Source organism: Sphingomonas sp. ACRSK (assembly GCF_022346685.1).
Classification (GTDB): domain Bacteria; phylum Pseudomonadota; class Alphaproteobacteria; order Sphingomonadales; family Sphingomonadaceae; genus Sphingomonas; species Sphingomonas molluscorum.
In genome coordinates this window covers 109,718-129,630 of sequence record NZ_JAKRNR010000009.1, presented here as the reverse complement: position 1 = coordinate 129,630, position 19,913 = coordinate 109,718, and the positions used below count along the sequence as shown (strand labels likewise).

Here is a 19,913-nt window from a genome sequence, read left to right as displayed (position 1 = left end):
CCCCCCCGCCCCGGAGCCGCACGAGCGGCTCAAGGATCCGATCGAGGTCCAGCCGCAGGCCGACGCGGCTGCCGCTCCCGCGCCGGCCCCCTCCCGCGGCTGGGCACCGCCACGCGGCAGCCTGCGCGCCACGATCGGCTTCATCGCGATGCTGGTCGCGGGCGTGCTGCTGGCACTCTACGCCTGGGGCCTGCCGCCCTTCACCACGGCGTTCCAAGAAACGGACAATGCCTATGTCCGCGGGCAGACGACGGTGATCGCGCCCCAGGTCAACGGCTATATCACCGAGGTGGCCGTCCGCGACTTCGAGGTGGTGAAGAAGGGACAGGTGCTCGCGCGGATCGACGACCGCATCTATCGCCAGCGGGTGGAGCAGGCGCGCGCGCAGCTCGCCACCCAGGTCGCGACGCTCAGCAACTCCGCCCAGAGCCAGCGGTCGAGCCAGGCGACGCTGGGCGGCCAGGCCGCGGCGGTCGAGAATGCGCGCGCCCAGCTCGCCCGTGCCCAGGCGGACATGCGGCGCGTCGCCGAACTGGTGGACGAGGGATCGGTGTCGCTGCGCGAGCGCGACCAGACGCTCGCGGCATTGCGCCAGGCGGAAGCCGCCGTGCATCAGGCCGAGGCGCAGCGCAGCGTCGCGCAGGAACAGGTCCGATCGGTGACGGTCGGCCGCGGCGGGCTGGAGGCGGCGGTCGAAGGTGCGCGCGCGGCGCTGCGCCTCGCCGAGATTGACCTTGCCAACACCGTGATCCGCGCGCCCCAGGACGGGCGACTGGGTGAGGTAGGCGTGCGGCTGGGGCAGTATGTCACCGCGGGCACGCAGCTGGTGTTCCTGGTGCCGCCGACCGTGTGGGTGATGGCCAATTTCATGGAAGCGCAGACCGCGCGCATGGCGCCCGGCCAGCCGGCGACCATCCGCGTCGATGCGCTCGCCCGCGCCGAACTGCACGGCCGGGTCGAGCGCATCGCGCCGGCCGCCGCCAACGAGTTCACCGTGATCCGGCCCGACAATGCCACCGGCAACTTCGTGAAGGTGGCGCAGCGTATCCCGGTGCGGATCGCGATCGACCGCAACGACCCGCTGTTCGACCGGCTCCGGCCGGGCATGTCGGTGGACGCACGCGTCGATACGCGGGGCACCCCCGCCCCGACCGCCCGATGAGGCGCAGCCTCTGCGCGCTTGCGGCGGTCGCCTTGGCTGCCGGCTGCACCCCACCCGAGACGCCCCCGCCCGCGGGTGCCTCCGTCATGCCTCCGGCGGCATGGCGCACGCAGTTGCCCGCCGGCGCGGCGGTCGACGCGCAATGGTGGCAGCGCTTCGGCGATCCGGTGCTGACGCGACTGGTGGAGGCGGCGCTTGCCCGCAACAGCGAGATCGGGATTGCGGTCGCGCGGGTGCGGGAGGCGCGCGCCCAGGAGACGATCGCCCGCGCCGCCCGGCTGCCGACCCTCAGCGCCGGCACAAGCCTGACCGAATCGCGCAGCGTCAATGCGCTCGGCCAGCCCGGGGTCGGCACCTCAGCCCAGCCGGTATTCCAGGCCGCCTATGAGATCGACCTGTTCGGGCGCATCGCGAACCAGGTCGAGGCAGCGCGGCTGTCCGCCGAATCCGCGGCCGCTGCGGCGGACGCCGCGCGACTGAGCGTCGCTGCGGCGACGGCGTCCGGCTACATCACCCTGCGCGGGCTGGATGCTCGCATCGCCATCGCGCGCGATACGATCGCCTCCCGCGGCGAGGCACTGCGCATCGCCCGCAATCGCGCCGAAGTCGGCTACACCTCCGAACTGGAGCTCCGCCAGGCGGAAGCCGAGTATCAGAACGTCGCGCAGACGCTGCCGACGCTCGAGCTCGCCGCGCGGCGGCAGGAGGATGCCCTGGCGGTGCTGATCGGCGAGTCGCCCCGCGCCATCGAACGCGGAGCCACGCTCGCGACGCTGCAGGCGCCGGCAATCCCGGCCACCCTGCCCTCCGAACTGCTGCGCCGGCGTCCGGACATCGCGCAGGCCGAGCTGACCCTGGCGGCGTCCGACGCGACGCTCGCCGCCTCGCGCGCGGCGTTCCTTCCCTCGCTCAACCTGGCGGCATCGACCGGTGAGTTGTTCTCCAGCTCGCTGGGCAGCCCGGTCGGCATCTGGTCGCTGGGGGCAAGCGTGCTCGCGCCGATCTTCCAGGGCGGGCGGCTGCGCGGCGGCGTCGAGGCTTCGGCCGCCCGGCGCGACCAGGCGGCATTTGCCTATCAGCGGACGGTGCTGACCGCGTTCCGCGAGGTGGAGGATGCGCTGGCCGCGGTCGATCGGCTGGGCGAGCAGCAGCGGCGGCTGGAGGCGCAGCGGGTGGCGCTTGCCGAAACGCTGCGGCACGCGACCAACCGCTACCGCGCCGGCTACAGCCCGTATCTGGAGCAGCTCGATGCGCAGCGCAGCCTGTTCAACGCGCAGCTGGCGCTTGCCCAGGCGCGCGCCGACCAGCTGACCGCCTTGGTGGCCGTCTACCAGTCGATGGGCGGCGGCTGGGCGGGCACGCCGACGCCGTAGTTCCGCCAGGGCGTGTTCGCGCGCGGGGCACGGTCCGTCGGCCGTTCGTTCCGGTACCCCGGCGAAGGCCGGGGTCCAGTTGTGATGTCGGCCGAAAGGGCAGCGAACCTCGCACGGCCACCCCAACTGGGCCCCGGCCTCCGCCGGGGTACGCCCAAACCGCTATCGCGCTATTCGCTGGCGGCGCTGCCGGCGTCCTTCGGCGCCGTCTCCGGCGCGCGGAGCACGGCCTTCAGGTTCATGAACTCGTGCAGGCCCCAGGGACCGAGCTCGCGGCCGTGGCCGGAGCGCTTGATGCCGCCGAACGGCGCCTCCGGCACCGAGGCGAGAATCTGGTTGATCGCGGTCATGCCGGCCTCGATGTCGCGCACGAAGCGCTCCTGCTCGGAGGGGTCCTTGGTCCAGACGCTGGAGCCGAGGCCGAAGGGGACATCGTTCGCGATGCGGATCGCCTCGTCGATGTCGGCGGCGCGGAACACCATCGCGACCGGGCCGAACAATTCCTCCTGCGCAACCGGATCGTCGAGCGGCACGTCGACCAGGACGCCAGGCGTCATCCAGGCGCCAGGGCGGTCGATCTTTTCGGCACCCATCAGCAGCCGCGCGCCCTTCTGCTGGGCGGTTGCGACCTGTTCGAGCACGGTGTCGCGCTGCTCGACGCTGGAGAGCGGGCCCATGGTCGTGTCCTCGGCCATGGGATCGTCGACCTTGGCGTCGCGCATGCCCTGCGCGAACTTGTCGAGGAAGGCGTCGTAGATGTCGGCGTGGACGATCATCCGCTTGGCGCAGACGCACGACTGCCCGGCGTTCTGGATACGGCCAGTGACCGCCGCCTGGGCCGCCGCGTCGAGGTTGGCGGACGGCATGACGATGAACGGGTCCGACCCGCCGAGTTCGAGCACCACCTTCTTGAGCGCGCGGCCTGCGGCCTCGGCGACCTTGATGCCTGCGCCCTCGCTGCCGGTGAGGGTGACGGCGACGATGCGATCGTCCTCGATCAGCGGCGCGACCCGGCGCGACGGAATGCCGAGGTTGGCGAACAGCCCCTCCGGCGCGCCGGCCGCCGTCACCATCTCCTCGATCGCCTGCGCACAGCCCTGGGTGAGCGAGGCGTGCTTCAGGAGGCCGACGTTGCCCGCGAGGATGCAGGGAGCAAGGAAGCGCACCACCTGCCAATAGGGGAAGTTCCACGGCATGATCGCGAGCACCACGCCGATTGGCAGCCAGCGGGCGCTGCCGGTGCCCTTGGCCAGCGGCACCTCGACCGGCTCCAGCAGCTTCGGCCCATGCTCGGCATAATAGCGAAAGCCGCTGACGCATTTCTCGACCTCGGCGATCGCGGACTTGAGCGTCTTGCCCATCTCGCGCGTCGCGATCTCGCCCAGGCGCTGCTTGTTCGCCTCGAACTGGTCGGCGATCGCGGAGAGCAGCGCCGTGCGGGTGGCGAGATCGGTCGTGCGCCACTGCGCGAAGGCGGCGTGAGCGGCCGCGACCTTCTTCTCCACTTCGGCGTCCGTCAGCTCGGCATAGGTGGCGACGGTCTCACCCGTGGCGGGATTGATGCTAGTAAACATGGGGGCTTTCTCGACGGTTTCGGGGTTGCCGCAGTAACGCGGCAGCACGCCGATCGGTCCGGCGGTTGCGCCTTTAGCGGACCTGCCGCATAGCTCGCGCATGACAGAAGAACAGGACGTCGCGGGGCTCAGCTTCGAGCAGGCGCTCAAGGAATTGGAGCAGATCGTCGGCCGGCTGGAAACGGGCGACGAGGAGCTCGACAAGGCGATCCAGCTCTATGAGCGGGGCGACAAGCTGCGCCAGCATTGCGCCGCCCGGCTGGATGCCGCGCAGGAGCGGATCGAGGCGATCCGCCTGGGCGCCGACGGCCGCCCGACCGGCACCACGCCTTTTGCCGCGGGCTGACGTGGCGACCGCCGAAACCCTTTCGTCGCTGGAGGCCGCGCTGCGCGAGGTCGGGGCGGAGATCGACCGGCAGTTCGACCTGCTGCTGCCGGTGCCCGAGGATGCCCGCGCGCCGCTGTACGAAGCGATGCGCCATGCCGCGATCGGCGGCGGCAAGCGGCTGCGGCCGCTGTTGGTGTTCGCCACCGGCCAGCTGTTCGCAGTGGACCGCACCTGCCTGGCGCGCGTTGCGACTGCGATCGAGTGCATCCACGTCTACAGCCTGATTCACGACGATTTGCCGGCGATGGACGACGACGACCTGCGCCGCGGCAAGCCGACGGTGCACAAGGCGTTCGATGAGGCGACGGCGATCCTGGCCGGCGATTCGCTCCACGCCCTGGCGTTCGAGCTGCTCGCGGACGAGGAGACTCATCCCGATCCGCGCGTACGGGTCGAGCTGATCGCGGATCTCGCGCGCGCTGCCGGCCCGGCGGGCATGGCGGGCGGCCAGGCGATGGACCTGGAGGCGGAGGGCACCCGCTTCGACCTTGCCACCGTGACCCGGCTGCAGGCGCTCAAGACCGGCGCGCTGATCGCCTGTTCGGTCGAAGCCGGCGCGATCCTCGGTCGCTTGCCGGTGGAGGGCCGCACCGGCCTGCGCGGCTATGCGCATGACCTCGGCCTCGCCTTCCAGATCGCCGACGACCTGCTCGACGTCGAGGGCGACGAAGCGGCGGTCGGCAAGGCGCTTCGCAAGGATGGCGACGCCGGCAAGGAGACGTTCGTCTCGCTGCTGGGCCAGGAGCGCGCGCGCGAACAGGCGCGGATGCTGATCGACCAGGCGGTGGCGCATCTCCACGCCTTTGGCCCGGAGGCGGACCTCTTGCGCGACATCGCCCGCTATGTGCTGGAGCGTGATCGGTGAGCGTGCGCATCGGGGTCTATCCCGGCACCTTCGACCCGATCACGCGCGGCCACATGGACATCATCCGCCGCGGCGCCAAGCTGGTCGACCGGCTGGTGATCGGCGTCACCACCAACCCGTCCAAGTCGCCGATGTTTTCGCTGGCCGAGCGGCTGGCGATGGTGGAGCGCGAAGTCGCCGACATCGGCGGCGACATCCGCGTGGTGAGCTTCGATTCGCTGCTGATGGACTTCGCCGAGCGCGAGCACGCCAGCGTGATCGTGCGCGGCCTGCGCGCCGTCGCGGACTTCGAATACGAATATCAGATGGCCGGCATGAACCAGCAGATCAATCCGCGGGTCGAAACGGTGTTCCTGATGGCCGACGTCTCGCTTCAACCGATCGCCAGCCGGCTGGTGAAGGAGATCGCCCTCTACGGCGGCGACATCAGCAAGTTCGTGTGCCCCGCGGTGCGCGAGGACGTGGTCGCGCGCGTCGAGAAGATGGGACGCAAGGGCAGCGCCTGAGGCGCGGCCGATGGGCTAGCATCACCTCCCCCCGGCCAGCTACCCAGGCCGGGATGGGACACGACCACGCGAATCACGGGCATAGCCATGGCCATAGCCACGGCCATGCGCACGGCGGCCACGGGCATAGCCATGCGCCCGCCGACTTCGGCCGCGCCTTTGCGATCGGCACCGCGCTCAACCTTGCTTTCGTCGCGATCGAGGGTGGTGCGGGGTTCCTTACCAACTCGGTGGCGCTGCTGGCGGACGCGGGGCACAATCTGTCGGACGTGCTGGGCCTGCTGATCGCCTGGGGCGGCGCGGAGCTTGCCAAGCGGCCCACGTCCAAGCGGTTCACCTATGGGCTGCGCGGCTCCTCGATCCTGGCGGCGCTGGCGAACGCGCTGGTGCTGCTGGTGGCGGTGGGCGCCATCGCGCTGGAGGCGTTCCGGCGCCTCTCCGATCCGCAGCCGATCGAGGCGGGGCCGGTGATGATCGTCGCCGCCATCGGCATTCTGGTGAACCTGGGCACGGCGATGCTGTTCGCGAGCGGGCGCAAGGGCGACGTGAACATCCGCGGCGCGTTCCTGCACATGGCCGCCGACGCCGCGGTTTCGGCCGGCGTCGTGATCGCCGGCGCGCTCTACCTGTGGAGCGGTGCGGCCTGGATCGATCCGGCGGTCAGCCTGCTCGTCGTGGCGGTGATCCTGTGGAGCACCTGGGGGCTGCTCAAGGAATCCACCGTGCTCGCACTGCAGGCGGTGCCGCCCGGCATCGATCCGGACAAGGTGGCCGCGATGCTGGCGGGGCTGCCTGGGGTCGCGCGGCTGCACGACCTGCACATCTGGCCGATGAGCACCACCGAGACGGCGCTGACCGCGCATCTGGTGATGCCAGGCGGGCATCCGGGCGATGCGTTCCTGGCGAGCACGCAGCACCGGCTGGCGCACGACTTCGGCATCGGCCACGCCACGCTGCAGATCGAGCTGTCCGAAGCCGCGGATTGCGGCATGGGCGAGCGGAGGGTCTGATCCCGGCTGCTCGCCCCCGCTAGCAGGGCGAAGAAGGGGCAGTCTGCCCCCTCCCCTTACTCCCCGCCGACGCGCTGGATGTCGGCGCCGACTGCCTGCAGCTTTTCCTCCAGCCGCTCATAGCCGCGGTCGAGGTGATAGATGCGGCTGACCGAGGTCTCGCCCTCGGCGGCGAGGCCGGCGATGATCAGGCTCATCGACGCACGGAGGTCCGTCGCCATCACGGGCGCGCCGACCAGCTTGTCGACACCGCGCACCACGGCCACCCGGCCGCGCACCTGGATGTCGGCACCCATGCGCGCCAGTTCCGGCACGTGCATGTAGCGGTTCTCGAAGATCGTCTCCGTGAGCACGCTGGCGCCATTGGCCTTGGTCAGCATCGCCATGAACTGCGCCTGCATGTCGGTGGCGAAGCCCGGGAACGGCGCCGTCGACAGCGTGAGCGGGCCGATGGGCCCGGTCGCCTCGACGAACAGCGCGTTGCGGCGCTCCTCGACGGTGACGCCCGCCTCGACCAGCGCGTCGATGGTCGCGCGCATGTCCTCGGCGGCGATCCCCGCCAGTTCGACGGCACCGCCGGTGATCGCGGCCGCGCAGGCATAGCTGCCCGCCTCGATCCGATCCGGCATGACGGCATAGGTGGCCCCGTGGAGGCGATCGACGCCCTCGATCTCCAGCCGCTCGGTGCCGATGCCGTCGATGCGCGCGCCCATCGCCACCAGGCAGCGGCACAGGTCGACGATCTCGGGCTCACGCGCGGCGTTGTCGATCACCGAGGAGCCCGAAGCGAGCACGGCTGCCATCAGCGCGTTCTCGGTCGCGCCCACCGAGACGATCGGGAAGGTGACGCGGCCACCGGGCAGGCGGCCGTTCGGCGCCGTCGCCTTCACATAGCCGGCGGCGAGCTCGATCTCCGCGCCCAAGGCTTCCAGGGCCTTGAGGTGCAGGTCGATCGGGCGGTTGCCGATCGCGCAGCCGCCCGGCAGCGACACGGTCGCCTCACCCGCGCGCGCGACCAGCGGGCCGAGCACCAGGATGGAGGCGCGCATCTTGCGGACGATGTCATAGGGCGCGACCGTGGAGGTCAGGCGCTGCCCGCGCATCGTCATCACGCGGCCGAAGTCGCTGGGGTGCGCGCCCTCGATCATGGTCGAGACGCCGAACTGGTTGAGCAGGTGGCCGAAGCTGTCGACGTCGGCCAGGCGCGGTAGGTTGCGCAGCGTCAGCGGCTCTTCGGTCAAGAGCGCGCAAGGCAGCAGCGTGAGGGCAGCGTTCTTCGCGCCCGAGATGGCGATGCGGCCCTTCAGACGGTTGCCGCCGCGGATGAGGATACGGTCCATGTCGCGGCTTTACTCAGTTGCGGGCGGCGCGCAAGCGGCAGCCCGGGCCAGGCAGAACAATGGTCGGTGGTGCGTGCGGCCCTGGGCTCCTGCCTGCGCAGGAGCACTAGAAGCGAGGAGGGATCAGCGCCCGGCGATCAGGCCTTTTCCAACGTGCACTGGAGCGGATGCTGGTTTTGGCGCGCGAAGTCCATCACCTGCCCGACCTTGGTTTCCGCCACCTCGTAGCTGAACACGCCGCAGACGCCGACGCCCTTCTGGTGGACGTGGAGCATCACGCGAGTCGCCTCTTCCATGTTCATGCGGAAGAAGCGCTGGAGGACGAGCACGACGAACTCCATGGGCGTGTAATCGTCGTTGAGCATCAGCACGCGATAAGGCGTCGGCTTCTTGGTCCGCGTGCGGGTGCGCGTGGCGACACCCGAGACGGAGCCCGAATCGTCGTCGTTCTCGCCGCCTTCTGCAAGGCGGGGACGCAGGGTGGAGGCATCGATCATCACGAACGGCAAATATGGCATCGCAAGTCGCAAGGGCAAGGCCGCGTGCGCGGCGACCGGTGGATTTGGCCGTGCCGGACCAGCACAGCCGGACCACCGCCACGGCCGAGCAACGGGTATGAAAAAAGGGCGCCCGCTTGCGCGAACGCCCCTTTTCTTCCCGCGTCAAACCCGACGCGTGGATGGGTTCAGGCGCCGACGACCTTGAACTTGTCGGTCGCGAGCGCGACGCGGTTCGACAGCGGCTGCGCGGCGTCGCCGGCCAGCTTCAGCATCGCTTCGGTGTTCTTCGACGTCTCGGCCACGAACGAGTCGAACGCGCCGCGGAAGAAGTCGGACTGGAGCTTGAAGAACTCGGTCGGCGACTTGACGGACGCCAGCGTCTTCATGGTCGCGGTCGCGTTCTCGAAGTTGCGGCGACCGAAGTCGGCGGCGTCGTGGCCGATCGACTCAAAGCCCTTGGCAGCGATGCGGCTGGCCTCGACCAGCGCTTCGACGTTGCCCTTGGCGAAGTCGGTCATTTCCTCGACGCTCTTGGCGCTCTTTTCCATCGCCGCCTTGGTGCGGGCGTTGAAGTCGGAGAACAGGGCCTGCGCCTTGTCGGTGGTGGCTTCGGCAGCTTCGTTGGTGTGGATCATGGTGCGTTCCTCTGGCGCGGGCGCGGCCGGCTGGGCGGCGTCCGGGCTGGTTTCCCCGGCATGCGCCTGCACATCGGCTGCGGCCATCGCGGCGGCAGCGGTGTCGGCGGGCTTGTCGGCGATGGTTTCCAACTGCGCGGTCACCGGAGCCACGAGCTGTTCGATCGGCTCCGGCGCGGCGGGTGCCACGAACGGGACTTCGACAGGCTTCTTTTCGGCGGCGGCGGCAACAGGCGGCGGGGACACGGCCGGCTTGGCACGAAGCGGCGGAGCCTTGCGAGCCAATGGCGCGGGCGCCTTTGCCTTGGGTTCCTTGCCTGCCATGCGAACGGCCTCCTGCGCGCTGCTGCGCTGCAACAAATACGCCTTGTTGCCGCCCATTGCAATCGGGATTGTGCGGCGCAGCATCACTGCTCACAAAACCGCTAAATGCCCGCGATCCCTTATATTTTCAGAACATACTCGCCAGGGGCCGGCCCCAGCGCCGGGAGCGCACCCTCGCCCGGAACGCGTGCGCCCGACGCCGCAACCTCCGCAGCATCGATCCCGCGCAGCCACTGGATCCAGTCGGGCCACCAGCTGCCCTTCACCTCGCGCGCGCCGGCCAGGAAGTCGGCGAGCGTCGCCACTCCGGGCGAGTCGTTGAGCCAATACTGATACTTGCCCGCGGCCGGCGGATTGACGACGCCGGCGATGTGGCCGGAGCCCGCCAAGACGAAGCGAAGCGGCCCTCCGAAGTGGTGGGTGATCCGCCACACGCTTTCTGCCGGCGCGATATGGTCCTCGCGCCCCGCCTGGATGTAGCTGGGGGTGCGGACGGTGGTGAGGTCCAACGGCGTCCCATCGATCGCGATCGACCCGGGCTGCACCAGCCGGTTGTCACGGTAGAGGTCGGTCAGGTAGCTCAGGTGCCAGGTCGCCGGCAGGTTGGTGACGTCCGCATTCCAGTGGAGGAGGTCGAACGGCGGCGCGTCCTCGCCAAGCAGATAGTTGGCGGTGACATAGTTCCAGATCAGCTCCCGCCCGCGCAGCAGGTTGAACGTGGCGGCCATGACCCGGCCGTCCAGGAACCCCTCTGCCGACAAGGTGCGGATCAACTCCAGCTGGTCATCGTCCACGAACAGCGACAGCTCGCCCGCCTGGGAGAAATCGACCTGCGCGGTGAAGAAGGTTGCGCTCGCGACCTTGTCCGCCTCCCCGCGCGCCGCCAGCAGCGCGAGCGTCGCGGCAAGCGTGGTCCCGGCCACGCAATAGCCGACGGTGTGCACCGCCGGCACGTCCAGCAGCGCGCGCACGGTGTCAATCGCATCGATCTGGCCGCGCAGCACGTAATCGTCCCAGCGCACGTCCTTCATGCTGGCGTCGGCCGAGCGCCAGGAGACGACGAACACCGACAGCCCCTGCTCCACCGCCCAGCGGATGAAGCTCTTCTCGGCCGTCAGGTCGAGGATGTAGAAGCGGTTGATCCACGGTGGGAAGATCAGCAGCGGCGTCGCCAGCACCTTCTCGGTGGTCGGCGCATAGTGGATCAGCTCGTAGAGCTCCGTGCGCTTGATGACCTTGCCGGGCGTGGTGGCGATGTTGCGCCCGACCTCGAACGCGCTGGCGTCGCTCTGGGTTAGCTGCCCGCGCGCCATGTCGGACAAGAGGTTCTGCAGGCCCTTCAGCAGGTTCTCGCCCCGCGTCTCGACGATCCGCTCCAGCACCAGCGGGTTGGTAACGGGGAAGTTGGTCGGGCTCATCGCGTCGACGAAGCCGCGGGCAAGGAAGCGGAGCCGCTCCTTCTGGCGCGGTTCGACGCCTTCGAGCGCGTCGACGCCCTTCATCAGATGCTCGGAGGCCAGGAAATAGCTCTGGCGGATGAAGTCGAACACCGGCTGCTCGTGCCATTGCGGCGCCTTGAACCGGCGGTCGCGGGCCTGCGCCTCCGGCTCGACATACGGCTCGGCATGGGCGGGATCGACGAAGCGCTGCCACAGCTTGAGCGTGTCGGCCCAATAGTCGGCACCGGCCTGTGCCAAAGCGAACGGATCCGCCCAGGCCGGCAGTGCGGCGGGAGCAGCGTCACCGGCCGGAGCCGCCTTGGCCTCCTTGTCGGCCGGGAAGGCGAAGCCATGCTCCAGCAGCATCTGCTGCGCGCGGCCGAACACCGCCGTCCAATGCTGGATGTCGGCGAGCGAGGGGATCGCCGGCTGCTCCGGCGGCGGGGGTGCGGCATCGTCTGCCATGACATTCCTCTCGATCTGGTGCCGTCCGGCGGGTGTAGCGCAAGCCAGCGGTTGCGTCAGGCCCGATCGGGTGGGCGTGTTTTCGTTGCGGCCGATGCGTGCGGGACGCCAACTTTGTTTCCCGCAAGCGCGCGAATGGCGTAGAAGAACGCTCCATCAAGCAACGAGGGACCGATGTCCGAGGAATTCTACCGCATCAAGCGCCTGCCGCCTTATGTCATCGCCGAAGTGAACGCGATGCGAGCGGCGGCGCGCGCGGGCGGGGAGGACATCATCGACTTGGGCATGGGCAACCCGGACCTGCCGCCGCCGCCCCATGTGATCGACAAGCTGTGCGAGGTCGCGCGCAAGCCCGATGCCCATGGCTATTCGGCGTCCAAGGGTATCCCCGGGCTGCGGCGTGCGCAGGCGAACTATTACGGCCGGCGCTTCGGCGTCGACATCGACCCCGAAACCGAGGTCGTCGTGACCATGGGATCGAAGGAGGGGCTTGCCAGCCTCGCCACCGCGATCACGGCGCCCGGCGACGTGGTGCTGGCGCCCAACCCCAGCTACCCGATCCACACCTTCGGCTTCATCATCGCGGGCGCCACCATCCGCGCGGTGCCGACGACGCCGGACGATGCCTATTTCGAAAGCCTCGAGCGGGCGATGAACTTCACCGTGCCGCGGCCGAGCATCCTGGTCGTGAACTATCCGTCGAACCCGACGGCGGAGGCGGTGGATTTCGCCTTCTACGAGCGGCTGGTCGCCTGGGCGAAGGAGAACAAGGTCTGGATCCTGTCCGACCTCGCTTATTCGGAGCTGTATTTCGACGGCAAGCCGACGCCCTCCATCCTGCAGGTGAAGGGCGCGAAGGATGTCGCGATCGAGTTCACCTCCTTGTCGAAGACCTATTCCATGGCGGGCTGGCGCATCGGCTTCGCGGTCGGCAACAAGCAGCTGATCGCGGCGATGACGCGGGTGAAGTCCTACCTCGACTATGGCGCGTTCACTCCCATCCAGGCCGCGGCCTGTGCGGCGCTCAATGGCCCGCAGGACATCGTCGAACGCAATCGCCAGCTCTATCACAAGCGTCGCGACGTGATGGTCGAGAGCTTCGCGCGCGCCGGCTGGGACATCCCCTCCCCGCCCGCCTCGATGTTCGCCTGGGCGCCGCTGCCGCCGGCGCTGGCACATCTCGGCTCGCTGGAGTTCTCCAAGCAGTTGCTCACCCATGCCAAGGTCGCGGTCGCACCGGGCGTCGGCTATGGCGAGAACGGCGAGGGCTATGTCCGCATCGCCATGGTCGAGAATGAGCAACGGCTGCGCCAGGCGGCGCGCAACGTGAAGCGCTACCTCCAGTCGATGGGCGTCAACACGCCCGGCCAGGCGGCCGGCTGATCCAGGGGCGGAGCGAGGCCGGTCTTCGCTCCGCCGCCAGCCCGGCGATGCTGCGCCGCATCCCCGAGAGCCGTCGAAGCAAATCTCCCCCTGAAGCGGGAGAATTTCGTTGCAAAGCAGCAGCGAGCCACCCCATCTAGTTCCCGTGCTGCGACAATATGAACTGGTGGAGCGGGTCAAAGGCTATGACCCGGAGGCCGACGAGGCGTTGCTGAACCGCGCCTATGTCTTTTCAATGCATGCCCATGGCAGCCAGAAACGGGCATCAGGTGACCCTTATTTCAGCCACCCGATCGAGGTGGCGGGCATCCTGACCGACCTGCACCTGGACGACGAGACGATCGCCACCGCGATCCTCCACGACACGATCGAGGACACGGTCGCGACGCCGGAGGAAATCGAGGCGAAGTTCGGGCCATCGGTGGCGCGCATGGTCGACGGCGTGACCAAGCTGTCGAAGATCGAGGCGCAGACCGAGAACCAGCGCGCGGCGGAAAACCTGCGCAAGTTCCTACTGGCGATGTCCGACGACATTCGCGTGCTGCTGGTGAAGCTGGCCGACCGGCTGCACAACATGCGCACGCTGCATCACATCGCCAAGCCCGAGAAGCGGCGGCGGATCGCGCGCGAGACCATGGAGATCTACGCCCCGCTCGCCGAGCGGATCGGCATGTACGAATTCATGAACGAGATGCAGACGCTCGCCTTCCAGCAGATCGAGCCGGAAGCGTATGAGTCGATCACGCGCCGGCTGGAGCAGCTGCAGACCGGCGGCCGCGAGCGCATCGAGAGCATTGCGGGCGGGCTGAAACAGCTGCTGGAGCGCAGCGGCATCGAGGCCGAGGTCTCCGGCCGCGAGAAGCACCCCTATTCCATTTGGCGCAAGATGTCGGAGCGCCACGTCAGCATGGAGCAGCTGACCGACATCATGGCGTTCCGCGCGATCGTGGAGACCGAGGAGGAATGCTACCGGGCGCTAGGCATCATCCACCGGCGCTGGCCGATGGTCCCGGGCCGGTTCAAGGACTATATCTCGACGCCCAAGCGCAACGGCTATCGCTCGCTGCACACCAGCGTCATTCATTCCGAGAACATGCGCGTCGAAATCCAGATCCGCACGCGCGCCATGCATGCGCAGGCCGAGTTCGGCATGGCGGCGCACTGGGCCTATAAGCAGGACGCGGTGCGACCCGACACCCAGGTCAGCTGGATCCGCGACCTGGTGGAAATCCTGGACACGGCCGAGAGCCCGGAAGAGCTGCTCGAGCACACGCGCATGGCGATGTACCAGGATCGCATCTTTGCCTTCACGCCCAAGGGCGAGCTGCACCAGTTGCCCAAGGGCGCCACGCCGATCGACTTCGCCTATGCCGTTCATACCGACCTCGGCAGCCAAGCGGTGGGCGCGAAGGTCAACGGGCGCGTGGTGCCGCTGCGTACCGAATTGCGCAACGGCGACCAGGTGCAGATCCTGCGGTCCAAGGCGCAGGAGCCGCAGAGCAACTGGCTGAACTTCGCGGTGACCGGCAAGGCGCAGGCGGCGATCCGCCGGCACCTGCGGCACAAGGAGCGCGAGGAGACGCTGGCGCTCGGTGCCAAGCTCTATGACGACATCGTCGCGCGGCTGCCGGTCACGCTTAGCGCGGCGGCGGTGGAGGACGCGCTCAAGCGGCTGGGATTGTCGGACGAGAACGCGCTGCGCGACGCGATCGCCAACGGCAAGCTGGACGACGAGGCGGTGATCGAGGCGCTGATGCCCGGCACCGCCGCGGGTGCTCGTGCCAAGCAGCTGCTCGGGCAGCGCGCCCCGATCCTGATCGAGGGGCTGACGCCGGGGGTCGCCTTCGACCTGGCCGAGGACTGCCGCCCGGTCCCGGGCGATCGCATCGTCGCGCTGCGCAAGCCCGGCGGCGGCATCGAGGTGCATGCGATCAGCTGTCCCTCGCTCGCCGATCGCTACGACGCCGACTGGATCGACGTCGCCTGGGGCGACGGTGCCGAGGGCGGCACTGCGCGCATCGCGGTGACGCTGAAGAACGAGCCGGGTGCGCTGGGCGCGATCGCGACCATCATCGGCGCGCACAAGGCGAACATCCTTGGACTGCGGCTCGACAACCGCGACACCACCTTCCACACCAACACCATCGACCTGGAGGTGCGGGACGCGACCCACCTGATGCGCCTGCTGGCAGCACTCCGGGCCGCCGACGTGGTGAATGCAGCGCAGCGCATCGACGGTTCCACCCAAAGCAATTGACAGGATTGTCAGTGGCGCGCAGGCGTTTCCCATGCACCTCCACCCGCTCGCCGTGGCACCTGCCGACATCGATCACATGGGTCATGTGAACAATGCGGTGTACCTGTCCTGGGTCCAGGAAGCCGTCGTCGCCTATTGGGAGAAGGTCGCTCCTGCCGAGGCGGTCGGCCGGCACCTGTGGGTCGCGCTCAAGCACGAGATCACCTATCGCCGCCCGGCCTTTCTGGACGATGCCATCATCGCGACCGTGGTCGCGGAGCGCGTCCAGGGTGCGCGTGCCTTCTTCTCCACGCTGATCAAGCGCGGCGAGGAAGTGCTGGCCGAGGTGCAGAGCACCTGGTGCTCGCTCGATTCGGACACGCGCCGCCCCTCGAGGCTGGCGCGCGACGTCGTCAGCCGCTTCCTTCCGGACTGATCCCGATCAGCGGGCCGGCGCTGCGGCCGCGGCTGCGGCCGCATATCGGATCCGCCACAGCTTGAACGGTGCCCGCTTCGACAGCGGCACCGGCTCCAGCCATGCCGGCACCTGGCCCTTGGCAAGCTGGGCGTAGAAGCCCTCCGGCGCGCGCGCGCGGTAGAGCGTGGTTTCCGCAAGGTTCGGGCAGACCAGCAGATAGGTCGCGCCGTGGCGCCCCGCGATCCGGCGAAACGCATCGGCGCTGCCCTGGAAGGCGTGGTGCACGTCCAGGATCGGCTGCTCGTTGCGGTGATACGGGCCGGTGATGCCGTTGTGATGGGTGCCGACGATCAGCCGCGGCCCCATGTCGACATGGGTGAACATGGTGGCCGCCGGGATGCGGTTCAGCTCGGCCAGCGCCGAGATGCTCATGCAGCGCGCGCTGGCTCGGTTCACCATCAGCGTGCGCCGGTCCGGCGGGTCGAGGCGCAGGCGCTGGATCAGCGTCGCGGAGAACAGCCCGGCGAGCAGCAACACGACCGCAAGCACCGCGCCTGCGACCTTGATGGCGGTCGAACGGCGGCGGACGAACCAACTGAGGATCATCCAGGCGAGCGCCACTTCGCCCGCGATCGCCAGCAGCTGTGCGGCGGGGCCGGCGCGGATCTGCCACAGCAGCATCGCCCCGGCAAAGGCGGTGAACAGCGCGATCGCGGCCCAGCCCGCCAGCTGCTCCGGATTGCGGCGGGCGCGCCAGCAGGCGAGGCATGCGCCCAACAGGCCCAGCGCCGGCACGACCGCGATCGGCACCGCGATGCGCAGCGGGTGCTTGTAGATCGGCTTGGCTTCCCGGACGTTGTTGAGCCAAAGATTTGCGAGCTCGTCCGACACGCCTTCTGGCCGTGACAGGCACTGGGGGAACAGCAGCGCGAAGCCGCCCGCGATCACCGCCCCCACGGCCGCACCGGCCGCGAGCCGGGCGAGGCGGCTTTCGAGCGGCAGCCGCGAGAGCGCGAACAGCGCCGCGCCGCCCGCGACCGTCACCGACAGCCACACCGGGGTCAGCGCATCGCAGCGCATCGCATAGTTGGCGTTGGAGGCAAAGGCGACGAAGCCGAGCGCGCTGCCGCCGGCAAGCGTCGCGCCATAGACGGCGAGCCGCCGCGCCTCCGCCGGGTCCCACACCCAGCGCAGCGCGACCAGGCCGCCTGCCATCGCGCAATAGGGCAGCAGTTCGAGGCCGATGGTGAGCGACACCGCGCTCGAGATGCCGACCAGCGCCCCGCCCCTGCCCTTGCGCGGATCGGCGAGCCCCGCGACCGTGAGGCTGAGGCAGGCGAGCTGCCAGCCATGGTGGTCGATGCGCATCGGCATGAACATCGGCAGCGTCGCGGAACAGCCGAACAGGAACAGGATGGCGAGCGCCCATGCCTGGGGCGCGACCAGCCGGCGGACGGTCGCGGCGATTGCGACCAGCACGATGCCCAGCGGCAGCAGCGGCGCGATACCGCACGCCAGCCGCTCCGCAAGGGCGGCGCCGGTGAACGGCTTGAACAGCAGGAACAGCCCAGCGATCGGCAGGTCGACGAGCCGCGACCAATGGATGTCGATCCCGACCGGGGGATCGAGGCGGTACTGGCGCAGGTCGTACCAGCCCTGGCCGCCGAGCAGCCCGCGGACCTGCATCAGCCGCATGTTGTCGTCGGTGTCGTTGAGCACCAGCCAGTGGATCTGCGGCCAGCGCTGGATCAGATAGACGGTGGCGATCACCACCCAAACCAGCAGCGCCCGGCGCACCCAATGGCGCTCCAGCATCTGTGCGAGACTGAGCTTGCCCGACCCGTCGTTCAAAACCGCTTTCCTCACCCCGGCGGGCACGATACTGCCCGCGCGCTCGGCGCCGGCTCTAGTGGCGGGCGCGCAAAGGGCAAGGGCGAGACGAGCGTGGACACCATCTTGAGGCGGGTCGAGACGATGCGGACGAGCGGCATGCTCGGCCAGCTGATCCGATTCGGCATCGCGGGTGGCATCTCGACGCTGATCTATGCCGCGGTGTACCTGCCCCTCACCACCTGGGTCTTCGCGCGGGAGCATGCGGTCTACGCAGTGCCGTTCGCCTTCGCCGTGGCGGTGACCGCCGGCTTCTTCCTGCACAGCCGCTGGAGCTTCAAGGGCCATGGCACCCGCCACCCGGGCGTTCGCCAGCAGCTGCAGTTCGTGGCGGTGCAGGGATCGGGCATGGCGCTGAACGCGGCGATCACCTGGGTCGGCACGGCCCTGTTCGGGCTCCCGGCCTGGGCGCCGTTGCTTCCGGCGGTGGCGCTCGCCACGATCTTCACCTTCATCCTCAACCGCTGGCTGGTGTTTGGCTGATATGGACCGCGTCATCTACGATCGCATGGCAGCGCATGACTCCACCCACTGGTGGTATCGTGCCCGTCGCGACATCCTTGCCGACTATATCGCGCGCTATGCGGGGCTGCCGAAGGAGGCGCGCATCCTGGAGATCGGCTGCGGCACCGGTCACAACCTGCCCATGCTCGCCGCGTTCGGCGACGTGGACGCGATCGAGATCGACGCGGCGGCGCGCGACATCGCCAGCGCGCGGCTGGGCAAGCCGGTCGGCGAGGCGCCGCTTCCCAAGCTCACCGGGGTTCCGGAAGGCCATTACGACCTGATCGCGGTGCTCGACGTCGTCGAGCATATCGAGGACGATGTCGCGGCACTCGCGGGCATGGCGCGGCGGCTGAAGCCGGGCGGCAAGATCCTGGTCACCGTGCCGGCGCACCAGTGGATGTGGAGCGCGCACGACGTGGTGAACCACCACCACCGCCGCTATTCCAAGGCGACGCTGGCGAAGGCGATCGCCGATGCAGGCCTGGCCCATAACGGCCTGCGCTATTTCAACTCGCTGCTGTTCCCGGCCGCGCTTGCGGCCCGTGCCGTCGGCAAGCTGACCGGCAAGGACGACAGCGACGATTCACCGCCCGCGAAGCCGCTGAACCTGGCGTTCGAGAAGATCTTTGCGCTGGAGCGGCACCTGGTGGGTCGCCTGCCCCTGCCGCCCGGGCTGTCGCTGATCACGCTGCTGTCGCGGGCGGGCTGACCTCCCGCACGTCTGCCCCCGCCTAAATCAGAATCGTTCGTGCTGAGTAGGGCTGAGCTTGTCGAAGCCCGGTATCGAAGCACCGGTGGCGGTCCTTCGATACGCCATTTCGGCTTCGCTCAATGGCTACTCAGGACAAACGGGTACAATCCACGTCCCCACGCCTACTCTGCCGCGCCGGGTCCGCGGGGTGCGTAGATGACTTCGCCTGGCTCGCCGGCGCGATAGCCGAGCGAGGCGCGGCCCTGCACCGGGCCCGCCACATCGGCGACGAGGTAGAGCGGCCGGCGCTTCGATTCGACATAGAGCCGGCCGAGATACTCGCCGATCATGCCGAGCACGAACATCTGCACCGCGCCCAGGAACACCACCACCAGCATGGTGGAGGTCCAGCCCTGCACGGCGTTCCCCATCGCCCAGCCGATCGCGATGTAGAGCATCAGCAGCACCGACGCGCCGGTGAGCACCAACCCCATGTGGCTGGCGAGGCGCAGCGGCGCGGTGGAAAATCCGGTCATGGCGTCGAAGGCGAAGCGCATCATCTTGGCGAGCGGATATTTGGTTTCGCCCGCGTGCCGCTCGGCACGGTCGTAGAGGAACGGCACTTGGCGGAAGCCCACCCAGGCGACCATGCCGCGGATGAAGCGCGCCTGTTCGGGAAGCGACAGGAAGGCGTCGAGGGCACGCCGGCTCATCAGGCGGAAGTCGCCGGTGTCGAGCGGGATGGGCGTATCCGTCACGCGATCGAGCACGCGGTAGAAGATGGCGGCGGTCAGCTTCTTGAACAGCGACTCGCCCTCGCGCTTGCGGCGCACGGCGTAGACCACGTCCGCGCCCTCCCGCACCATCGTCTCGCGCATGTCGGAGAGCAGCTCGGGCGGGTCCTGAAGATCGGCGTCGAGGATCAGGATCTGCTCGCCCGCGCACAGGTCGAGCCCGGCGGTAAGCGCCAGCTGGTGGCCATGGTTGCGCGAGAGATTGATGGCGACGACGCACGGGTCGGCAGCGGCGATGCGCTGCATGACCGGCCAGCTGCCGTCGCGCGAGCCGTCGTTGACCAGCACGATCTCGTGGCTGCCCCCCACCGCGGCATGGGCCGCGGCGGAGACGCGCGCGTGCAGCGCGTCCAGACACGCTTCTTCATTGTAGCAGGGGATCACGATCGAGAGCGCAGGCCGGTTCATGGGCC

Annotated in this window: 18 protein-coding genes; 11 read left to right on the top strand and 7 right to left on the bottom strand. The window is 69.1% G+C overall.

The window, feature by feature from the left end; translation table 11 throughout:
- The first annotated feature begins 40 nt into the window (after nt 1-40).
- Together MHZ35_RS07180 and MHZ35_RS07175 are read left to right on the top strand one after the other, a co-directional pair.
- Nucleotides 41-1,162: an HlyD family secretion protein gene (locus MHZ35_RS07180; RefSeq protein ID WP_239434991.1), complete on the top strand. Its 1,122-nt coding sequence runs from the start codon at nt 41-43 to the stop codon at nt 1,160-1,162.
- Nucleotides 1,159-2,535 (top strand): efflux transporter outer membrane subunit, encoded by a 1,377-nt coding sequence (locus MHZ35_RS07175; RefSeq protein ID WP_239434982.1) that lies wholly within the window; start codon nt 1,159-1,161, stop codon nt 2,533-2,535. The genes MHZ35_RS07180 and MHZ35_RS07175 overlap by 4 nt, the downstream gene beginning before the upstream one ends.
- Nucleotides 2,536-2,705: 170 nt before the next feature.
- Here MHZ35_RS07175 and MHZ35_RS07170 read toward each other — a convergent pair whose 3' ends face one another.
- Nucleotides 2,706-4,109 carry an NAD-dependent succinate-semialdehyde dehydrogenase gene (locus tag MHZ35_RS07170; RefSeq protein WP_239434981.1) on the bottom strand — a complete coding sequence of 468 codons (1,404 nt, stop codon included), beginning with the start codon at nt 4,107-4,109 and terminating at the stop codon, nt 2,706-2,708.
- Between the two features lie 100 nt (nt 4,110-4,209).
- Between MHZ35_RS07170 and MHZ35_RS07165 the strand changes: the two genes are divergently transcribed.
- From MHZ35_RS07165 to MHZ35_RS07150, 4 genes are read left to right on the top strand one after another with little or no spacing between them, the layout of a single operon-like run.
- A complete protein-coding gene (locus tag MHZ35_RS07165; protein ID WP_125962020.1) occupies nt 4,210-4,455 on the top strand; it encodes an exodeoxyribonuclease VII small subunit in 246 nt (81 codons plus the stop codon).
- A 1-nt stretch (nt 4,456) separates the two neighbouring features.
- Nucleotides 4,457-5,362, top strand: a complete 906-nt coding sequence (locus tag MHZ35_RS07160; protein WP_239434980.1) for a polyprenyl synthetase family protein — start codon at nt 4,457-4,459, stop codon at nt 5,360-5,362.
- Nucleotides 5,359-5,868: a pantetheine-phosphate adenylyltransferase gene (gene coaD / locus MHZ35_RS07155; protein ID WP_239434979.1), complete on the top strand. Its 510-nt coding sequence runs from the start codon at nt 5,359-5,361 to the stop codon at nt 5,866-5,868. The genes MHZ35_RS07160 and coaD overlap by 4 nt, the downstream gene beginning before the upstream one ends.
- Before the next feature lie 53 nt (nt 5,869-5,921).
- The gene (locus MHZ35_RS07150; RefSeq protein ID WP_239434978.1) at nt 5,922-6,878 is read left to right on the top strand and encodes a cation diffusion facilitator family transporter; all 957 of its coding nucleotides are present in this window, start codon (nt 5,922-5,924) and stop codon (nt 6,876-6,878) included.
- 56 nt (nt 6,879-6,934) lie between these two features.
- Here the strand turns inward: MHZ35_RS07150 and murA are convergent, their stop codons facing one another.
- The 4 genes from murA to MHZ35_RS07130 form a co-directional block, all read right to left on the bottom strand.
- Nucleotides 6,935-8,218 carry a UDP-N-acetylglucosamine 1-carboxyvinyltransferase gene (gene murA, locus MHZ35_RS07145; RefSeq protein WP_132883209.1) on the bottom strand — a complete coding sequence of 428 codons (1,284 nt, stop codon included), beginning with the start codon at nt 8,216-8,218 and terminating at the stop codon, nt 6,935-6,937.
- Between the two features lie 137 nt (nt 8,219-8,355).
- Nucleotides 8,356-8,736: an ATP-dependent Clp protease adapter ClpS gene (clpS, locus tag MHZ35_RS07140; protein WP_375781651.1), complete on the bottom strand. Its 381-nt coding sequence runs from the start codon at nt 8,734-8,736 to the stop codon at nt 8,356-8,358.
- Between the two features lie 167 nt (nt 8,737-8,903).
- Complete coding sequence (gene phaP, locus MHZ35_RS07135; RefSeq protein WP_239434977.1) at nt 8,904-9,677, bottom strand: phasin family protein; 774 nt, start codon at nt 9,675-9,677, stop codon at nt 8,904-8,906.
- Nucleotides 9,678-9,796: 119 nt separating this feature from the next.
- Entirely contained in the window at nt 9,797-11,581 is a 1,785-nt protein-coding gene (locus MHZ35_RS07130; protein ID WP_239434976.1) for a PHA/PHB synthase family protein, read from the bottom strand.
- A gap of 174 nt (nt 11,582-11,755) precedes the next feature.
- Here MHZ35_RS07130 and MHZ35_RS07125 point away from each other — a divergent pair, with 174 nt between their 5' ends.
- The 3 genes from MHZ35_RS07125 (at nt 11,756) to MHZ35_RS07115 (ending at nt 15,636) form a co-directional block, all read left to right on the top strand.
- The gene (locus MHZ35_RS07125; protein ID WP_239434975.1) at nt 11,756-12,964 is read left to right on the top strand and encodes an LL-diaminopimelate aminotransferase; all 1,209 of its coding nucleotides are present in this window, start codon (nt 11,756-11,758) and stop codon (nt 12,962-12,964) included.
- A gap of 145 nt (nt 12,965-13,109) precedes the next feature.
- Nucleotides 13,110-15,221 (top strand): RelA/SpoT family protein, encoded by a 2,112-nt coding sequence (locus MHZ35_RS07120; RefSeq protein ID WP_125962012.1) that lies wholly within the window; start codon nt 13,110-13,112, stop codon nt 15,219-15,221.
- A 31-nt stretch (nt 15,222-15,252) separates the two neighbouring features.
- The gene (locus MHZ35_RS07115; protein WP_239434974.1) at nt 15,253-15,636 is read left to right on the top strand and encodes an acyl-CoA thioesterase; all 384 of its coding nucleotides are present in this window, start codon (nt 15,253-15,255) and stop codon (nt 15,634-15,636) included.
- 6 nt (nt 15,637-15,642) lie between these two features.
- Here MHZ35_RS07115 and MHZ35_RS07110 read toward each other — a convergent pair whose 3' ends face one another.
- Nucleotides 15,643-17,433: an AcrB/AcrD/AcrF family protein gene (locus tag MHZ35_RS07110; RefSeq protein ID WP_239434990.1), complete on the bottom strand. Its 1,791-nt coding sequence runs from the start codon at nt 17,431-17,433 to the stop codon at nt 15,643-15,645.
- Between the two features lie 174 nt (nt 17,434-17,607).
- Between MHZ35_RS07110 and MHZ35_RS07105 the strand changes: the two genes are divergently transcribed.
- Together MHZ35_RS07105 and MHZ35_RS07100 are read left to right on the top strand one after the other, a co-directional pair.
- Entirely contained in the window at nt 17,608-17,991 is a 384-nt protein-coding gene (locus MHZ35_RS07105) for a GtrA family protein (RefSeq protein ID WP_239434989.1), read from the top strand.
- 1 nt (nt 17,992) lies between these two features.
- On the top strand, nt 17,993-18,724 hold the full coding sequence (locus MHZ35_RS07100; protein WP_239434973.1) for a class I SAM-dependent methyltransferase: 732 nt from the start codon (nt 17,993-17,995) through the stop codon (nt 18,722-18,724).
- 164 nt (nt 18,725-18,888) lie between these two features.
- Here the strand turns inward: MHZ35_RS07100 and MHZ35_RS07095 are convergent, their stop codons facing one another.
- Nucleotides 18,889-19,908, bottom strand: coding sequence for a glycosyltransferase family 2 protein (locus MHZ35_RS07095; protein WP_239434972.1), 1,020 nt, complete (start codon nt 19,906-19,908; stop codon nt 18,889-18,891).
- Between the last annotated feature and the right edge of the window lie 5 nt (nt 19,909-19,913).